This is a genomic window from Microbacterium sp. ARD31, from assembly GCF_031844425.1.
On the sequence record NZ_JAUZVE010000001.1, the window covers coordinates 1,150,002 to 1,166,070 of the forward strand.

At 72.0% G+C, this 16,069-nt stretch carries 14 protein-coding genes; 5 read left to right on the plus strand and 9 right to left on the minus strand.

Annotation, left to right across the window (positions count from 1 at the left end; all coding sequences use genetic code 11):
* Nucleotides 1–3: 3 nt before the first annotated feature.
* The 4 genes from Q9S36_RS05810 to Q9S36_RS05825 are packed head-to-tail and all read right to left on the minus strand — an operon-like array spanning nt 4 to nt 2,155.
* Nucleotides 4–210 carry a DUF3499 family protein gene (locus Q9S36_RS05810; RefSeq protein ID WP_064002410.1) on the minus strand — a complete coding sequence of 69 codons (207 nt, stop codon included), beginning with the start codon at nt 208–210 and terminating at the stop codon, nt 4–6.
* Between the two features lie 51 nt (nt 211–261).
* Nucleotides 262–855 carry an energy-coupling factor transporter transmembrane component T gene (locus Q9S36_RS05815; RefSeq protein WP_253035221.1) on the minus strand — a complete coding sequence of 198 codons (594 nt, stop codon included), beginning with the start codon at nt 853–855 and terminating at the stop codon, nt 262–264.
* Nucleotides 849–1,538 (minus strand): ABC transporter ATP-binding protein, encoded by a 690-nt coding sequence (locus Q9S36_RS05820; protein WP_311284300.1) that lies wholly within the window; start codon nt 1,536–1,538, stop codon nt 849–851. The genes Q9S36_RS05815 and Q9S36_RS05820 overlap by 7 nt, the downstream gene beginning before the upstream one ends.
* On the minus strand, nt 1,535–2,155 hold the full coding sequence (locus Q9S36_RS05825; RefSeq protein WP_217531102.1) for a biotin transporter BioY: 621 nt from the start codon (nt 2,153–2,155) through the stop codon (nt 1,535–1,537). Before Q9S36_RS05825 ends, Q9S36_RS05820 begins: the two co-directional genes overlap by 4 nt.
* A 52-nt stretch (nt 2,156–2,207) precedes the next feature.
* On the opposite strand from Q9S36_RS05825, the gene Q9S36_RS05830 reads away from it, so the two are divergent.
* Together Q9S36_RS05830 and Q9S36_RS05835 are read left to right on the plus strand one after the other, a co-directional pair.
* Nucleotides 2,208–2,843 (plus strand): TetR family transcriptional regulator, encoded by a 636-nt coding sequence (locus tag Q9S36_RS05830; protein ID WP_253035201.1) that lies wholly within the window; start codon nt 2,208–2,210, stop codon nt 2,841–2,843.
* 29 nt (nt 2,844–2,872) lie between these two features.
* On the plus strand, nt 2,873–3,295 hold the full coding sequence (locus Q9S36_RS05835) for a metallopeptidase family protein (RefSeq protein ID WP_217531100.1): 423 nt from the start codon (nt 2,873–2,875) through the stop codon (nt 3,293–3,295).
* Nucleotides 3,296–3,307: 12 nt separating this feature from the next.
* On the opposite strand, the gene Q9S36_RS05840 is transcribed toward Q9S36_RS05835, so the two are convergent.
* The 4 genes from Q9S36_RS05840 to manA form a co-directional block, all read right to left on the minus strand.
* Entirely contained in the window at nt 3,308–4,696 is a 1,389-nt protein-coding gene (locus Q9S36_RS05840; protein ID WP_311284301.1) for a DUF5719 family protein, read from the minus strand.
* Nucleotides 4,693–7,533, minus strand: a complete 2,841-nt coding sequence (locus Q9S36_RS05845; RefSeq protein ID WP_253035203.1) for a glycosyltransferase — start codon at nt 7,531–7,533, stop codon at nt 4,693–4,695. The genes Q9S36_RS05840 and Q9S36_RS05845 overlap by 4 nt, the downstream gene beginning before the upstream one ends.
* A gap of 66 nt (nt 7,534–7,599) precedes the next feature.
* The gene (locus Q9S36_RS05850; protein WP_082886057.1) at nt 7,600–7,920 is read right to left on the minus strand and encodes a WhiB family transcriptional regulator; all 321 of its coding nucleotides are present in this window, start codon (nt 7,918–7,920) and stop codon (nt 7,600–7,602) included.
* 140 nt (nt 7,921–8,060) lie between these two features.
* Nucleotides 8,061–9,203, minus strand: a complete 1,143-nt coding sequence (manA, locus tag Q9S36_RS05855; protein WP_311284302.1) for a mannose-6-phosphate isomerase, class I — start codon at nt 9,201–9,203, stop codon at nt 8,061–8,063.
* Between the two features lie 59 nt (nt 9,204–9,262).
* Between manA and Q9S36_RS05860 the strand changes: the two genes are divergently transcribed.
* The 3 genes from Q9S36_RS05860 to Q9S36_RS05870 all read left to right on the plus strand — a co-directional run bounded on the left by Q9S36_RS05860 (nt 9,263) and on the right by Q9S36_RS05870 (nt 14,549).
* Nucleotides 9,263–10,663 (plus strand): O-antigen ligase family protein, encoded by a 1,401-nt coding sequence (locus tag Q9S36_RS05860; RefSeq protein ID WP_311284303.1) that lies wholly within the window; start codon nt 9,263–9,265, stop codon nt 10,661–10,663.
* Nucleotides 10,660–11,928: an O-antigen ligase family protein gene (locus Q9S36_RS05865; RefSeq protein WP_311284304.1), complete on the plus strand. Its 1,269-nt coding sequence runs from the start codon at nt 10,660–10,662 to the stop codon at nt 11,926–11,928. The genes Q9S36_RS05860 and Q9S36_RS05865 overlap by 4 nt, the downstream gene beginning before the upstream one ends.
* 323 nt (nt 11,929–12,251) lie before the next feature.
* The gene (locus Q9S36_RS05870) at nt 12,252–14,549 is read left to right on the plus strand and encodes a CDP-glycerol glycerophosphotransferase family protein (protein WP_311284305.1); all 2,298 of its coding nucleotides are present in this window, start codon (nt 12,252–12,254) and stop codon (nt 14,547–14,549) included.
* Here Q9S36_RS05870 and Q9S36_RS05875 read toward each other — a convergent pair.
* Nucleotides 14,546–16,018 carry a glycosyltransferase family 2 protein gene (locus Q9S36_RS05875; protein ID WP_311284306.1) on the minus strand — a complete coding sequence of 491 codons (1,473 nt, stop codon included), beginning with the start codon at nt 16,016–16,018 and terminating at the stop codon, nt 14,546–14,548. The genes Q9S36_RS05870 and Q9S36_RS05875 overlap by 4 nt on opposite strands.
* Between the last annotated feature and the right edge of the window lie 51 nt (nt 16,019–16,069).

Below are 16,069 nucleotides of genomic sequence, written 5' to 3' on the forward strand. Positions count from 1 at the left end.
GGCTCAGACGCGGAGGGTCTCGTGACGCACGACGACCCAGCCCTTGGGCACCGACATCCGAGTGGTGTGGATGGCGCACAGGTCGTGCGCATGCGGGTCGTTCCCGGCGCCGAGCGGACCGAGGACGGCCATCTGGTCGCCGTAGTCGTAGGTCAGGGTCGTCACGGCCTCGCGGGCGCAGCCCACCTTGGAGCAGAGTCTGTCGAGCATCGCTTCCACGCTATCCGGCGCCTCCCCCGCCACCGGGATGCCGCGCCGGGTTCAGCGGACGCCGCGCGCCGTCAGGGCGTCGCCCAGGTCGTCCGCGTGACGCAGCGCCAGGACGAGGAACGGGACGACGAACACCCGGATGCCGCGGGCGCCGCGCGCGTGCTGCGCGCTGCGCACCTCGCGCGCGAGACGGGCCAGGGTGGGCACCGTGCCGAGCGCGACGACGAGCAGGAGGGCCGTGCGGGCGGCATCCACCCCCACGCGGTGCAGCGGTCGCAGCGCCCGCTCGACGACGTCGAGGAGGACCGCGACCGGCGTCGTCAGCGACAGCAGGCCCGCGAGGGCGACCGCGGCGACGATGCGGACCGTGCCGACGGCGGCGGCCTCGACACCCAGGAAGAAGCACGGGATGCCGAAAGCCACGAGGACGAGCCAGCGGAGCGCCCAGACCTGCCGCCCGAGCTCCCGCACCCCGACGCCCGGCACCGCGTAGCACGCGAGGCACAGCACGGACGCCGCCACCGCGGCCGGCCAGACGGGAGGCAGCAGCGAGACGGCGAGGACGAGGATGAGCAGCAGCACGGTCTTGCGTCCGGCGGGCATCCGGTGCCACGGGCCGTCGCCGGAGCGGTACAGCGTCAGCACCGCCACCTCGCGGTGTGTGCGGCGACCACGTCCGGCGCCTCCCCCACCTGGGCGATGCGTCCGTCGTCGACCCGCACCGCGACGTCGCATCGCGCGGCGAGCTCGAGGTCGTGCGTCACGACGACGAGGCGGTGGCCGGTGTCGGCGAGCAGGTGACCCGCGACGAGGTGGGCGTTGCGACCGTCGAGGAACGCGGTCGGCTCGTCCGCCACGACGAGATCCGGCGTCCGCACGAACGCGCCGCACAGGGCGAGGAGCTGCTTCTGCCCGCCCGACAGCTCGAACGCGGGCCGGTCCGCGAGCGGGGTGAGCCCGAAACGCTCCAGCGCTGCGGCGACGCGGGCGTCGCGCTCCGCCCGCGGCAGGCGGTCCGCACGCAACGAGAAGGCGACGTCCTCGGCCACCGTCGGCATGAGGATCTGGGCGTCGGGATTGCTGAAGACGACCGCCACGCGACGTCGGAGGGCCGCGGCATCCCTCGCCGCGTCGAGCCCCAGCACCTCGACGCGGCCCCTCGTCGGACGGACGAGCCCGCCGATCAGCCGCGCGAGGGTCGACTTGCCGGACCCGTTGTCGCCGACGATCGCGACGGTCCGCGCATCCACGGCGAGGTCGATCCCCCGCAGGACGTCGGTGTCGGCCAGCCGCACCGACACGTCGGCGAGGCGGAGCGCGCTCGTCACCGGACCGGCGCCGCCTCACGCGGGGCGGCCGCGCGCGCCCACGTCCGTCGGAACGCGCGCGGATAGCCGCGCACGAGCGCGCCGACGACGACCGTCGCGACGACGGCCTTCGCGAGGTCGCCCGGGACGAACGCGAGGTTCGCGAGGAGGGCCTGGTCCACTCCGATGCGCATGACGAGGCTCTGGATCGGGATGCCGCACGCGTAGACCACGACCACCCCACCGATCACGACGCCCGCGAGGGTCCGCCACCACACCGGCCGCCGGCCGCCCAGGTGCACGATGAGGCCGATCACGACGACACCGACGAGCCAGCCGACCAGGTATCCCGCGGTGGGGCCGACGAAGACACCTGCTCCCCCGCGTCCGCCCGCGAGCAGCGGCAGGCCGACGGCGACGAGCACGAGCAGCGTGCCGACCGAGACGGCGCCCACGAGCGGTCCCAGGACGGCGCCGGCGAGCATGACGCCGAGGGTCTGCGCCGTGATCGGCACCCCGCCGAAGACGGAGAACGACCCCGGCAGCCCCAGGATCGCGATGACACCGGCGAAGACGGCGGCGCGGGCTAGGTCGGTCGTGTCGAGCCGCGGGGTGCGGGCGGGGTGGTCGTGGGTCATCTCATCCTCCTGAACAGCGTTCACGTGAACACCGTTCAGGTAGGGTAGCGGCATGTCTCCGCGCGATCCAAACCCCCGCGGCGCGCGGCGGTCGAAGGACGACGTCGTCGACGCGGCCCTCGTCCTGCTCGACCGTGTCGGCCTGCCCGACCTGTCGATGCGCCGCCTCGGCGAGGAGCTCGGGGTGCAGCCCAGCGCGCTCTACTGGCACGTCGCGAGCAAGCAGGAGCTGCTGGCTCAGGTGAGCGCCCGCATCCTCGCCCCGGTCGCGCTCCGCGACGGCGACTCCGACGATCTCGAGCGGGCCGCGGTGACGCTCGGGCGCCGCCTGCACGACCGCCTGCTCGCGCACCGCGACGGCGCGGAGGTCGTCTCTAGCTCGCTCGCCCTCGGACTGGTCGCCTCCCCGGTGCACGACGCCCTCCGCGCGATCGACCACTCCCTCGCTGCGGACGTCGTCGCCGACGCGGTCACACACTACGTCATGGGCGTCACCTTCCACGAGCAGCAGCGGCGAGCGGCGGATGCCTGGGGCACCGCGGCATCCACTGTCGCCCTCTCACCGGAGTCGGCCGCCGCACCGGCACCGGACGCCTTCGAGGCCGCGCTCGCGCTGATCGCCCGCGGCATCGCCCCCTGGCGCGCGGACATCGGGCGAGCGCCCGACGCGGCGGCACCGGGCGCCTAGGATGGCGTCATGCGCTGCAAGGGGGATTCGTGAGGCGTCGCGCCCGCACGACCGCACGCCCCGACCGCCACGGCCGGCACGGACGCCTCGACCGCAGCCCGGTCGTCCGGCCGCCGCTGCCGGCCATCGAGACGCGCGCCGAGAAGTTCGACCTGACCGTCACGACGGCCGTCGAGTTCCTGCGCAGCGCCTGGCCCGAACTGCGTGAGGTCCGCTTCGACATCGGATGGATGCCGGACGCCGCCGACGACGACGGCATCCCGCGCTGGGTGGTGCAGTCCGAGCAGAAGCGGATCGTGCTGTTCCGCCTGCCCATCGAGCGCCTCGCGCGGCTGCACCGCAACGACGAGCTGCACCGGCGCATGATGATCGAGAGCTGCGTGTTCCGCGCGGCCGCGGAATACCTCGACCGCGATCCCTGGGACCTCGGTCCCGACCGCTTCCGGTTCTGACCCGCGATCCCGTCAGCGCGGCCGGACCTCGACGGGTGCGGCCGCCGCGTCGGCCGGCACGACCGCGTAGCCCGCGATCGCGTCGGAGGCGGTGAAGGTCACGCTCGCCCGCAGCGTCCCGCCCGCCGGATCCAGGCGGTAGAGCTCCCCGGCGGCGAGGTCGACGGACACCGACCCGCCGGCGGGCACGCGGACCTCGCGCGGCTCGCCCGCCCCGGCGCCGTCCGCGAGCACCGCGGCGACCTCCTGCGGGCCCGGGTTCACGAGCGCGAGCTGCGGACGGGGGCCGTCCGAGACCGCGACCAGTGTGGGGACGCGGACGTCGTCGGCGGTGCCGTACCACGCGAAGTCCGACCCGGCATCCGCTCCCGTGGAGGTGTGCGCGGCGGCGACGACGGGGGCACCCGCTTGCACCTCGACGCGGTAGCGCCCCTCGGGGAGCGTCTCGAGGTCGACCTCGATCGGCACCCCCGCGGTGAGCGCGAGGTCGGTGAACGACGCGGCCGTCATCGACCCACCCACGGGGGTGACGGTGACGGATGCCGTCGTGTCGTCGGACGGCGCCAGCAGACGGATCGTCGTGTCGGTGTGTTCGTCGCCGCCGCCCACCGCCGAGAACGCCGGGATCGTCTGCTGCATGCGCGGCAGTCCGGTGGCGCCGCCCTGGTCGACGCCGACGGGGACGAGCGTCCGGGTGAGCATCGACTGGAGGGCGGCCTGCACCGGTGCCTGGCTCGCGGAGACGAGGACGACGGGGCTCGCCTCGTTCAGGGCGAGCGCCGCGAGGGGGACGATCCGCTGCTCCCCCGCGGGGACGAGGATGTTCGTGCCGGCCTCCGGGGCGGTGCGGCCCTCGGCGCCGAACACCGTGAGATCGACCCGCGACGCGACGTCGCCGGGGTTGGCGATCACCACCAGGTCGGCGGCGCCGGTGAGACCGCTGCCGGCGGCGAGCCAGGTCTCCATAGCGGGCGGGGCGCACGTCGACGCGGCGAAGCCGGCGAGGTCGTCGGCTGCGACCCGGGCGGACTGCGCGGCGGCCAGGTCCGCGCGGATGCGGTCGACGGGCTCGGCGGAGAACGACGGGATCGGGTCGGCGCCCTCGATCGCCGAGGCGATCTCGCCGGGGACCGGTTCGGGCGACCCGGCGGCCGTGCCCGACACGATCCTCGCGCCCGCGGCGACCTGCAGGGCACCCGGGTCCTCGACGTCACGCCCGACCGCGACGAGCGGACCGTCGCAGGAGAGGACGGAGGTCGCGGGCTCGGGTCGCGTCGTGATCGACAGCGTCGAGCGCTCGACGCCCTGCCACGGCGTCGTGATGACGAGGAACGCGCCGGCCACGACGGCGAGGCTCACGATCGCCCCGACCCCGCGGCGGACGGTCCGCGCCGCGATCACAGCCGGACCCCTTCGCCGATGATGCGCGGATGCCGGCGCCCGGCGCGCAGGCTGGCGCGGGTCGGGACGGCGAGCAGGAGCGCGACCACGATGACACCGAGCTGCAGGAGGGCGACGCGGATCGAATGCGGACCTGAGGCGTCGTCCACGGTGCGCTCGGAGATCGTCCCGTCGACGCTCCACAGCGCCCCGCGCGCCGTCTCGCCGACGCTGACGAGGTCGGCTCGCTGATTGAGCAGGTTCTGCGCGCCGAGGCGGGCCGCGCGCGCGACGTCGCTCTCCCCCGGCGCCTCCTCGAGCAGCACGTACGCGATGCCGTGCCGGGCGAGGTCCGCCACGACGTCACCCGTCGCGGTCGAGACCAGGTCGGCGGTCACGTGGGCGAGCTCGCGGTCACCGGCGGTGAGCGCGGGGCGCGTGGATTGGACGGTCGTCTGACCGCCGAGGGTCTCGCTCGCTCCCCAGACGACGGCGGCCGAGTAGGCGGCATCCGCCTGGACCGTGAGGACCAGGGTCGCCGTCTGCTCGCCGTCCCGCTCCCCTTCGCTGCCCGCCGTCTGCACGTAGGCGGGCAGGGTGCTGGCGGGCCCGTCCGTGAGGGCCGCGTCGCCGCGGATCACCGCGGTCAGGGCCGGGACGGCGCCGATGGCGAGGAACGCGATGACGAGGGATGCCGCCACCGGCACGAGCGCGTCGACGCGGCGGAACCCGTCGAGCCCGGCGACGGCGGCGAGGAGCAGGCCCGCCCACGCGAGCGAGAGCGCGCTCCCCGGCCAGATCGCGACCGGTCCGGAGCTGCCTGCCGTCAGCGCGATGCCGGAGGCCAGGACCGCGGTCGCGACGCCGAGGCCCGCCGCCACGAGCGCGAGCGAGGCGGGGAGGAGCCGGCCGAGGGCCGGGCCCAGCAGCGCCAGCACGAGCACGGGTGCGGTGAAGGCCGCGACCCACCATGCCCGGCCGTCCTCGCCGAGGAACTGCAGCCAGCCGGCGCCGTCGGTCGACGGGTAGCCGAAGGCGAAGAGGATCTTCGGCAGCAGTCCGTCGGGGTTGCCGGCGACGGCCAGCGGGCGCCCGGGGTCGGCGAACACGGCCAACGGGTCGCCCCTCGTCAGGTGGTACCAGACGAGGGGGAGGAAGACGGCGACAGAGGGGATCACGAGCCAGATGATGCGGCCCGCCCCGCGGCCCCGCCGCACGACGATCGCGAGGATGAGGGCGACGAGCCACAGCGCACCGAGCGCGGGGGCGAGCGACGGCGCGCACGCGACGACGATGACGAGGAGGATCGAGGCGAGACCAGCGCTGCTCCAGGAACGACGCGCCGCGGTCGCCGTGTAGACGAGCCACGGCAGCGCGAGATGGAGGATGACGGCCGCCGGCCGCCCCTCGACGAGCGCGACGAGGAAGGTCGGGGCGACCGCCCAGGCGAACGCGACCGTGCAGCGCAGCACCGAGCGCTCGGTCACGCGGGTGGCCGCGAACCAGCCGCCGAGGGCGGCCAGAGGCAGCGCGAGCAGCCACAGGATCACGAGAGCGCGCGAGGGCGCGAGCGGCGAGAGCGAGCCGATGAGCGCGACGACCGCCGCGAACGGATCGGCGGGCCCGACGGTGTCCCATCCGAGCGCACGCGGCCCGTAGGCGGCGTCGGTCCAGAGCGCGAGGACGCCGCTGCGCAGCGGCGCGAGTCCGCCGCCGCCGAGGACCGGCCACGCCAGCAGGGCACTGAAGGAGAGGAGCGACGTGGCCAGGGCGCCCAGCACGACCCACGCCCCGCCGCCGCTGAAGAACCGGAGCTCCTCGCGCGGCGCGGTCGCGGCATCCGCTTCGTCTTCGAGGCGTTCGCGCAGGTCCCGTCGACCGATGCGCAGCTGCGCGAGGGACAGCCACGACGTCGTGCGGGTCCGGCGGATCGTGCGGCGCGCCCGGATGACGGACGCGAGTCCGACCAGGACCGAGACGGATGCCGCCCACTCCGGACCGATCCTGCCCGGGTTCTTCGCGACGAGATGACCGAGGGTGCGCCACAGGGCCAGTGGCAGGAGTGACAGCCAGTGCAGAGGGACGACCGGGGCCGGGGCGTAGACGAGCCGGCGGTGCAGTTGCGCTTTGCGCACCGCGTAGAGCCGCCGGCCGCGCGCACCCGCGGAGCGCGCCGTGGGGGTACCGGCGACACCGTCTCCTGCGACGGCGACGATCGCGGTCGGTGCGAGAGCGACGCGCCCGCCGGCCAATCGGGCGCGGATGCCGAGGTCAAGACCTTCGTCCGCGCCGGCGAGCCCCGGGTCGACGCCCCCTAGCGCCTGCCACACCTGGGCACGGACGAGGACGCCGCGGATGTCGGAGCCGAGGACGTCCTCGCCGGCGTCGTGCTGGCCCTGGTCGAGTTCGCCGTCGGCGAGTCCGACGGTACGGCCCGTCCGCGTCAGGGTGACGCCGAGCGAGACGATGCGGGTCGGATCGTCCCAGGAGACGAGCTTGGGCGCCGCGAGGGCGACGGACGGCGCGGTCTCGAGAGCACCGGCCAGCCGGGCGAGGGCATCGGGGGCGGGGGCGGTGTCCTGCGCAAGCAGCCACACCGCGTCGCCCGAGATGCGACGGCCGGCCAGACGCAGGGCCTCCGCGAAGCCGGTGTTCCGGCCCGCGACGATCACCGCCTCCGCACCGGACTCGGAGGCGAGGCGGGTCAGGGTCTCGTCGGGTCCGCAGAGGACCACGGTGAGCACGTCGGCTCGCCGCGTCTGGGCGGCGAGCGCGCGCAGCGTGCGGCTCAGATGGAGATCCGTGGGGCCTCGTCCGTGGGGGCGGACGACGAGGATCGCGTGTACTCGGGCGGGCATGACCAGGTCAGCCTAGGTCGCGACCCGCCCGACTCGGGGAGGACGGACGGGGTGGCGCGGATCGTGTCAGGACGCGCGACGCTTGAGCTTGCGGCGCTCGCGCTCGCTCAGTCCGCCCCAGATGCCGAAGCGCTCGTCGTTCTGGAGCGCGTACTCGAGGCATTCGCCGCGGACGTCGCACGACGTGCAGATCCGCTTGGCGTCACGCGTCGAGCCGCCCTTCTCGGGGAAGAACGCCTCGGGGTCGGTCTGTGCGCAGAGCGCATCGGCCTGCCACGCGAGCGCGGTGTCCTCGTCGGTCTCGACACGCCGGCGGACACCGGGCACCCCGAGGTTCACCGGGTCGACGAACCAATTCTCGGGAACGCCGGAACGGTAACCCGTCATCTTGCTCTCCCACCTGTAGACACTCGCCGCGGTGCGGCCGATGCCTAATTACACCCGTGTGATTCGCTCCGGTCAAGTCGCAAATCGTAAACCCTCAACCGGTGATTGAATCTTCTTGACGCTTCCGGCGTGTCGCCGCGTCAGGCGGGTCGGCCGGGCTGAGCGAGGTAGGCGACCCCGTCGCCGGACAGGGCGATCGACGTTTCGTCCTGGGCATACGCCGCCGTCCCCGGCGTGAGCGTCACCTCGCGCTCCGCGATCCCGACGGTGACCTTTCCCGACACGACCAGGACGATCGCGGGACCGCTGAGCGGCGCCTGCACCGGCGCGCCGGCGAGGACGTGACGCGTGAGCAGGAAGTCGGGGACGCCGGCGTCGAACACCTCGCCCTCACCCTCCGGCACAGGTGTCAGCAGCGGCGCCGGTCCCGGTTCGGTGTCGACGATCCGCAGGAGCTCCGGGACATCGATGTGCTTCGGGGTGAGACCGCCGCGCAGGACATTGTCGCTCGCGGCCATCAACTCGACGCCGAGACCGTCCTGGTAGGCGTGCAGCACACCGGCCGGGGCGAAGACGGCCTCCCCCGGACGCAGGACGACGAGGTTCATCAGGAGCGCGACGACGATGCCCGCGTCCCCGGGGAAGTCGCGGACGATCGCGCGGAGGACGTCGAGCTCCTGCGCGAAGCCGGGCACGACCGCATCCGCCACGGCATCCGACACGTCGCGGACGACGTCCTCGGCGCGTCCGGTGAGCACCTCCTCGATCACCCCGCGCAGGGCGGCGGACGCGTCGGTCGCCGTCAGGGCGGAGCGCAGACGGTCGACCCCGGCGGCATCGCCCAGTCCGTCGAGGAGCCGGAGGGTGTCCGCGACGGGGCGGAGACCGACGAGCGCGCGGAACGGATCGCTCAGCGCCACGATGACCTCGGGCTTGTGGTTGTCGTCGCGGTAGATGCGGTCGCCGGCGTCGCGCGGGACCCCGGCGGCCTCCTCGGCGGCGAAGCCCGCCTTCGCCTGCGCGAGGTCGGGGTGGGCCTGGATCGACAGCGACGACGAGGCGGCGAGGATCTTCAGGAGAAAGGGCAGCGGCGGCTCTCCGGCCGCCGCGCGCGCCTCGGGCAGGGACCGCCCGTCACCGAGGCGGGCGGGGCTGCCGGGGTGGTCACCGAACCACACCTCGGCCTCGGGGCCGCCGGTCGGCACCCGCCCCTGCAGGTCGGCGATCGCGGACGGGGATCCCCAGGCGTAGTCGCGGGGCTCGTTCGAGAGGGTCTGCAGCACGCAATCAGCCTAGGGCGTGCGGAGGAACGACCAGGGCCGCGCGGTACCCTTCTGTCACCATGGCCGTCCATTCCTCGCACCCGGTCTCGGCGCCGCCGGCCGCCCCGCCGCGCGAGCGGACGAGCCACATCCTCCTGCGAGGCTGGTGCATCCTCCTGCTCGTCATCACCCTGTCGGGCACGGCCCTCCCTCTCGCCTTCGGTATAGAGGTCGCCGCGGGCATCGGGATCGTGAGCTTCCTCGTCTCGGTCGTGCTGTGGGTGACGATCCGCCCGCGCGTGCAGTGGCGCCGACTGCCGTGGTACGCGCTCGCCTACCTCGCCTTCGCCGTCCTCTCCCTCCTCTGGTCGCGCTGGCCGGACGCGACCCTCGCCACCGTCGCCCTCCTCATCGTGACGACGGTCGGCGCCCTGTTCGTGGGCGCCGTGCTCACCTGGCGCGAGGTCGTGCGCGCCCTGGCATCCGCTCTGAAATGGATGCTGGCGCTGTCGATCCTCTTCGAGCTCTGGGTCAGCCTCGTCTGGATCGGCCCGATCCTGCCGCACTTCGTCCGCCCCGACGGGCCCGTCGACGATCCGATCGTGCTGTGGTCTCGCGACAACCTGCTCGACGGCGGGCGGATCCAGGGCGTCTTCGGCAACGCCAACGCGCTCGCCTACGTCGCGCTCCTCGCCATCGTCGTCTTCGCCATCCGGATCGCCTCCCGCGCGCCTCGGCGCCCGGTCCTCGTGCTGTGGATCCTCCTCGCGGTGTACCTCTTCGTCCGGGCGGGGTCCGCGACCGCGACCGTGTCGGCCGTCGCCGTCGTCGTGGTGCTCATCACCGTGCTGGTGATGCGCACGACGACCCGGGCCGGCGAGCGCACCCGCTACTACCTCGTCTACGCGATCGTCGCCGTGGGCGGGCTGCTCGCGGTCTGGGCGCTGCGAGACCGCGTCTTCTCGGCGCTCGGGCGTTCGAGCGACCTCACCGGCCGCGAGTCGATCTGGGAGAAGGTCCTCGAGCGGGCGGTCGCGCACCCGGTGATCGGCTGGGGCTTCTCCACGCCCTGGATCCCGACCGAACCGGCATTCGACCGCTGGATCGTGGACCACGGTCAGACCGTCATGCAGGCGCACAACATGTGGGTGGACGTCTTCCTGCAGCTCGGCGCCGTCGGCGTCGTCCTCATCGCCGCCGCGTACGTCGCGTTCGTCTGGCGGTCGTGGTTCTTCGCCGTCGACCGCCCCCGGTGGGACCTCGTGGCGGACCGGCCGTACACCGCGGTGACGCTGCTCCCGACCCTCACGGGCGCGATCCTCCTCGTGCAGGGCCTCGCCGAGTCGACGCCGCTGCTGAACTGGGGATGGTTCCTGCTCATCCTCTTCGCGTTCAAGATCAAGCAGGCGCCGCTGGTCGGCCGCGGACCATCCGAGGAGCGCCTCATCGGCGAACAGGGCGACAGGCCGACCGAGCGATGAGGACCGTGCGCGTCCTCGACGTCCTCCGCTCGAGCGAGTTCGCAGCCGCCTACACCAGCGCGACGATCGGCGCCCTGTTCGCCACGCACGCGCTCCGTCAGCTCATGGGTGACGCCGGGTTGGGGGCCGTCACGACCACCCTGTGCGTCATCGGGGCGGGAATGCTCGTCGCCCGCCGACGCGAGCTTCGCGTCGTCGAGATCATGCCGACGACGTTGGGCCTTCTCCTCGTCTGGTTGCTCGCCTCGTTCTTCTGGGGACCGTCCGCATCGCAGACGTTCGCCGGCTGGCTGCAACTCGCCGTCCCGACCTTCCTCGCCGTCGTCGTCGCTCAACTGCGCGACACGCTGCAGACCGTCCGATCGACCGGGGACGTGCTCCGCTTCCTGCTCGCTGTGTCGCTCGGACTCGAGATCCTCAGCGGCATCCTCCTCGACGGACCGATCCGCTTTCTGGGCATCGGCGGCAACCTCGCGCTCGGCGGCCCCATCCAAGGCATCTTCGGCACACGTACCGTGTTGGGCGTCGTCACGATGATCGCGCTCATCACCTTCCTCGTCGAGTGGCGGACCCGGTCTGTCGCACCGGGGATCTCCCTCTTCTCCGTGGTCCTCGCCGCCGTCCTCGCCGTCTTCACGGACTCCCCCATCGTCCTGATGATGGCCGTCGTCACCGTGCTCGCGACGCTCATCCTCGCGCTCCTGCGGCGGGCGCCCGCGCCGGCACGGCCCGCCCTTCAGCGGGTGATCGGCGGAGCTGTCGCCCTCGGGCTCGTCCTCGCCTACGTCTTCCGTCGCCCGCTCGTCTACTGGCTCAACGCGGAGCCGGACTTCCTCGTGCGATCGCGATTGTGGAACGCGGCAATCGACCTCTCCGAGAGCCGGCCGGTGCAGGGATGGGGATGGGTCGGCACGTGGCCCGAGTATCTCTCGCCGTACTCCTACATCCGGCTGATCACAGGGCGCGACCACGGGTCCGCCCTCAACGCCTGGGTGGACATGCTCCTGCAGGCGGGCGGCGTCGGCGTCGCCCTCCTCGCCCTGCTCGCCGGCTTCGCACTCGCCCGCTCGTGGATGAGCGCGACCGAGCGACGCTCCACGGTCTACACCTGGACGCCGCTCGTGCTCATCATCCTCCTGGCCGACTCGGTCGTCACGAGCGCGTTGCTCGGCGGCTTCGGCTGGTTCCTTCTCGTCGTGTGCAGCGTCAGCGCGTCGAAGGTGCGCGGGTGGCGTCGGGACCTGTCGGAGCGTGCCGGGGGCTGAGGCGGGTTTCGTCTCGCGGTTAGCGCGGAATGGTCGATCGCGATCCACAATTCCACCCCTGGGAGCTCCGGAATACCGCGCGAGGAGACTCGTGACCGGGGACGATGACGATCACCGCGAACACCGTCACTCAGGCGTTGACCGATCCCACCGGATGCGTCCTGATCGAATTCTGGACAGCGCGGGTTCCGGCCCTTTCGGTCACGCCGGACTCGGAGGCCGGATCTCGTAGAATCTCGAGGATTCCCTTGTGAAAGCGGTGACTGCGCGTGCGCGAACGTCTTCGGGCCAGTCGGCTCCTCCGATGGCTCCGTGCCCTCCCCGTGGCTGTCCCCTACCGGATCCTCCGCCGAGTACTCAGACTCCGCCGTGACCGGTTCCTCTTCCTGTCTGACTCCCACCTCGGTTTCGAGGGGAACATGCGATTCGTCCGAGACGAGCTGCTGCGCCGGATGCCGGGGGCCGAGGTGGTCGGCGTCTTCAAACCCAGCCTCAACGCGCCCCGTCCCCTTCGGGATGTATTGAGACTCCCCTGGCTGCTCGCGACGAGCGGCACGATCGTCGTCGACGATTTCTATCCGATCATCTACCCCCTCCCGATCCGACGGGGTGCCCGTCTCGTGCAGATCTGGCACGCGGCCGGAGCGTTCAAGCAGGTCGGGCACAGCCGCGCAGGTCTGCCCGGAGGCCCGGTCCCCGGCAGCGACATCCACCGCAACTACACGCACGTACCGGTGAGCTCGGAATCGGTGCGAAAGGACTATGCCGAGGCTTTCGGCATCGATGTCGCACGTGTGCAGGCGCTCGGTGTTCCGCGGACGGATGTCTTCTTCGACACCGATTACGTCGAACGCACACGTCGTCGGGTGCGTTCCGAGCTCGGCGTCAGCGAAGAAGAGCGTCTCGTCCTGTACGCCCCCACCTTTCGTGGCAACGGCCAGCTCAGCGCCCGCTCCGAGGGAAGCGCCGATTGGGGGGCGATCGCCGACAGCCTGGGAGCTGGATTCCGGGTCGCGGTCCGCCAGCACCCCTTCGCGGCCGCATCCGCGCCGCCTCTCCCCCCGCACGTCTTGGACGGCTCGACGGCCGACATGAATGATCTGCTCATGGCGACCGACGTGCTCGTCACCGACTACTCATCCTCTATCTTCGAGTTCGCCCTTCTCCGCCGGCCGATCGTCCTGTTCGTTCCCGATCTGACCGAATACGCCGGGTCGCGTTCGTTCTACCGTCCCTTCTCGGCCTACGTCACCGGACCCGTGGTCGAGGACCCGTCGGAACTCGTGGACGCTCTGCGCGATGCCACCGTCGACCCGGCCGCGCTGACCGCATTCTTGGAGGAGTTCTGCGGCGCGCTCGACGGCCGGTCGACGCAGAGGATCGTCGACCGGATGCTGCTGAGCGACTCCACGCGCGTTGACGTCGACGAGGAGACGGTAGCGCCGGGGTCCGTGGAGCCGACTCGAGTTGACGGGCTGATGGGCCTCCGAGTCCTGGCGGCGCATCTGACGAGAATCGCCCTGTCGGCTGTGTATGCGCCCCTGAAGCTCCTGCCCGTGCAGCGCAAGGTCGTCATGATCAGCCGCGAGCACCCGACCGTACCGGACGATTTCACCGACCTGGCCGCATCCCTCATCCGTCAGGACCCGGATGTGCGCGTGGTGATGCTCGTGCGGATGGTGCCCCCGGGGGTGATTCGCAAGATCCGCTACGCGGCACACCTGCTGCACCAGCTGTATCACGTGGCCACCGCACGCGTGGTCGTCGTCGACACCTACGCGATCGTGGCGAGCGTCCTCCGACACCGGGACGAACTCACCGTCATACAGATGTGGCATGCCCTGGGAGCTTTCAAGAAGTTCGGCCTCAGCATTCTGGGGCGTGAGGAGGGTCGCGATCAGCGGCTCGCGCGGGCGATGCGCATGCATGCGGGGTATGACATCGTGCTCACCAGCGGACAGGACTGCCGACCGGCGTTCGCCGAGGCCTTCGGTGCGCCTCTCGAACGCGTGCGTGTGGCACCCCTGCCGCGCGTCGACCGTCTTCGCGACCCGGAGGCCCGAGCCCGAACCCGCGAGCGGATCCTCGAGGCTCTCCCGCACCTGGCCGGTCGGCGGATCGCAGTCTTCGCGCCCACCTTCCGCCTCGACGGGACCGTGGCGGTCGACGTGCGAGCCCTGTCCGATGCGCTCGAAGCCGTCGGCATCCACACGGTCGTCAAGCTTCACCCCCTCATGCACGCGGACTTCGGTCCGGAGGTGGATACGGGCGGGGGTTTCTCGACGCAGGAGATGCTCGCGATCGCCGACCTCTTCATCACCGACTATTCCTCAGCGCTCTACGAAGCAGCCGTCCTCGACATCCCCACCTACTTCCTCGCGCCCGACCTCGAGACCTACCTCGAATCGCGCGATTTCTACCTCGACTACCGGCGAGACCTTCCCGGCCCGATCGTCCGCACGGTGGACGAACTGACAACTGCCGTCGCGGCAGACGCGGCCTCGACGGAGGATGCACGTCGCTTCGCCGACCGGTGGGTGCAGGCGCCCGTTCATTCAGCCGCAGGAGCCACTCCCTGCGCCGACGCCATCGCGACGATGGTCCTCGAGACGATGCGCTAACGACCTCGGCGACGCCGGTTGATCGTGCGAGCGAGCTGGCGTCGGGCCACTCGGAGCAGGCGGCGCAGACGGTGGACCGGACCAGCGTCTGGGCCGGTGATCGGCTTCCACACACGCACCTCACCCTCACGCGCAGGGATGGCCCACGACCCCGCACGGCGGCGACGGTCCCGGTCCGTGACCTCCGCAAGCTGCTCCCCTCGGCGCGCGCGTACGATGCGGCGGGCCCGCCCGTCGACCGTCACACTCCGAAGCGGGCTCGACGTCGTGATCCGGGCGACGGCGAGGACCGTCTGTCCGAAGTAGTCCGGGACGACGGTGTCGACAGCGGATGCGGGCAGGCGAGACCCTTCGCTGCAGGTGACCGCCACCGCCGAGCCGAGGCGCATCGGCGTCGAGGTGAGGATTTCCCCGCCCTCACTGACGGCGTAGGCGCCGACCCAGCGCGGCAGGTCGCGGCCCGCGAGCAGCTGCAGGAGGAGCCGACTCTCGAGCGGAAGAGCCGTCGCGTCGTAGCCGAAGAGACGGGACTCGCTGACGTGCACAGCGCATGCGCCCAGCGCGCGGAGGACGCGAGCACGGCCCTCCTCGTCGAGGACATCGGCGCGGCCATCGGGGGTGAATTGAACGGGAAGCAACCACTGGCACTCGTAGAGGAACATCGACTGCAGCCACTCCGGCACGCCGCTCTCGCCACACGAGCGCATGAGTGGCTCGTAACCCGCCTCGAATCGTTCGAAGTACGCTCGCTGATCGGTGCGGAAGGCGTCGACGGCGGAGTCGCGCGATGCGCGCCGGCGATAGATGTACGACGCGCCGGCGACGAGACCGAGCCGCGGGGAAGGCAGACCGAGCAGGTACTCGGCGACGAAAAGCGCATCCTCGGACGCGTGGAGCCCGGTTCGGAACCGGACCCCCGCACGCCGCAGGTCGCCGAGCCGGAAGAACGCCGACGCCACGTTGAGCTGGAAGAAATCCGGATACGCGGAGAGAGGGACGACACGATCGCCGCCCGCGAAGCGGAAACTCAGTGCGTGGACGTCCTCGGGGGTGGGATTCGGTTCGCGGAGGCGGAGCAGACGGGCCGACGCGACATCGAGGCGGTGGGCATCGCGAACGAGGAACCGGGCGACGCTGGCGAAGTAATCGTCCGCCAGCACGTCATCCGAGTCGGGGAACGTGATCCACTCCCCCGCGGCCTCGTCCAACCCGCGGTTCCGCGCCGCACTGACCCCAGCGTTCTCCTGCCGGATGAGTCGAGCCGGGAACGGGGATGTCGGCAGCCAACGTTCCACCACGTCCCCCGAGGCGTCCGGCGAACCGTCGTCGATGAAGACGAGGTCGAGCTCGTAAGGGCCGAGGTGCTGCGCTCGGAGGGAACCGAGCAGATCGGGCAGGTACGGCTCGACGCGATAGAGGGGGATGACGGCGGTGATCCTGACCGAGACCGACGACTCTCCCCCGCGCACTCGATCATTGTAGAACGGCCGTCCGCGCCGCTCCCGGCCGCGGGGACCAAG

Bases quoted from the DNA above. Each gene is read 5' to 3' on its own strand.
- Q9S36_RS05865 (WP_311284304.1), top strand. From the start codon at position 10,660: ATGAGGACCGTGCGCGTCCTCGACGTCCTCCGCTCGAGCGAGTTCGCA.
- Q9S36_RS05830 (WP_253035201.1), top strand. From the start codon at position 2,208: ATGTCTCCGCGCGATCCAAACCCCCGCGGCGCGCGGCGGTCGAAGGAC.
- Q9S36_RS05825 (WP_217531102.1), bottom strand. From the start codon at position 2,155: ATGACCCACGACCACCCCGCCCGCACCCCGCGGCTCGACACGACCGAC.
- Q9S36_RS05860 (WP_311284303.1), top strand. From the start codon at position 9,263: ATGGCCGTCCATTCCTCGCACCCGGTCTCGGCGCCGCCGGCCGCCCCG.
- Q9S36_RS05845 (WP_253035203.1), bottom strand. From the start codon at position 7,533: ATGCCCGCCCGAGTACACGCGATCCTCGTCGTCCGCCCCCACGGACGA.
- Q9S36_RS05810 (WP_064002410.1), bottom strand. From the start codon at position 210: ATGCTCGACAGACTCTGCTCCAAGGTGGGCTGCGCCCGCGAGGCCGTG.
- Q9S36_RS05850 (WP_082886057.1), bottom strand. From the start codon at position 7,920: ATGACGGGTTACCGTTCCGGCGTTCCCGAGAATTGGTTCGTCGACCCG.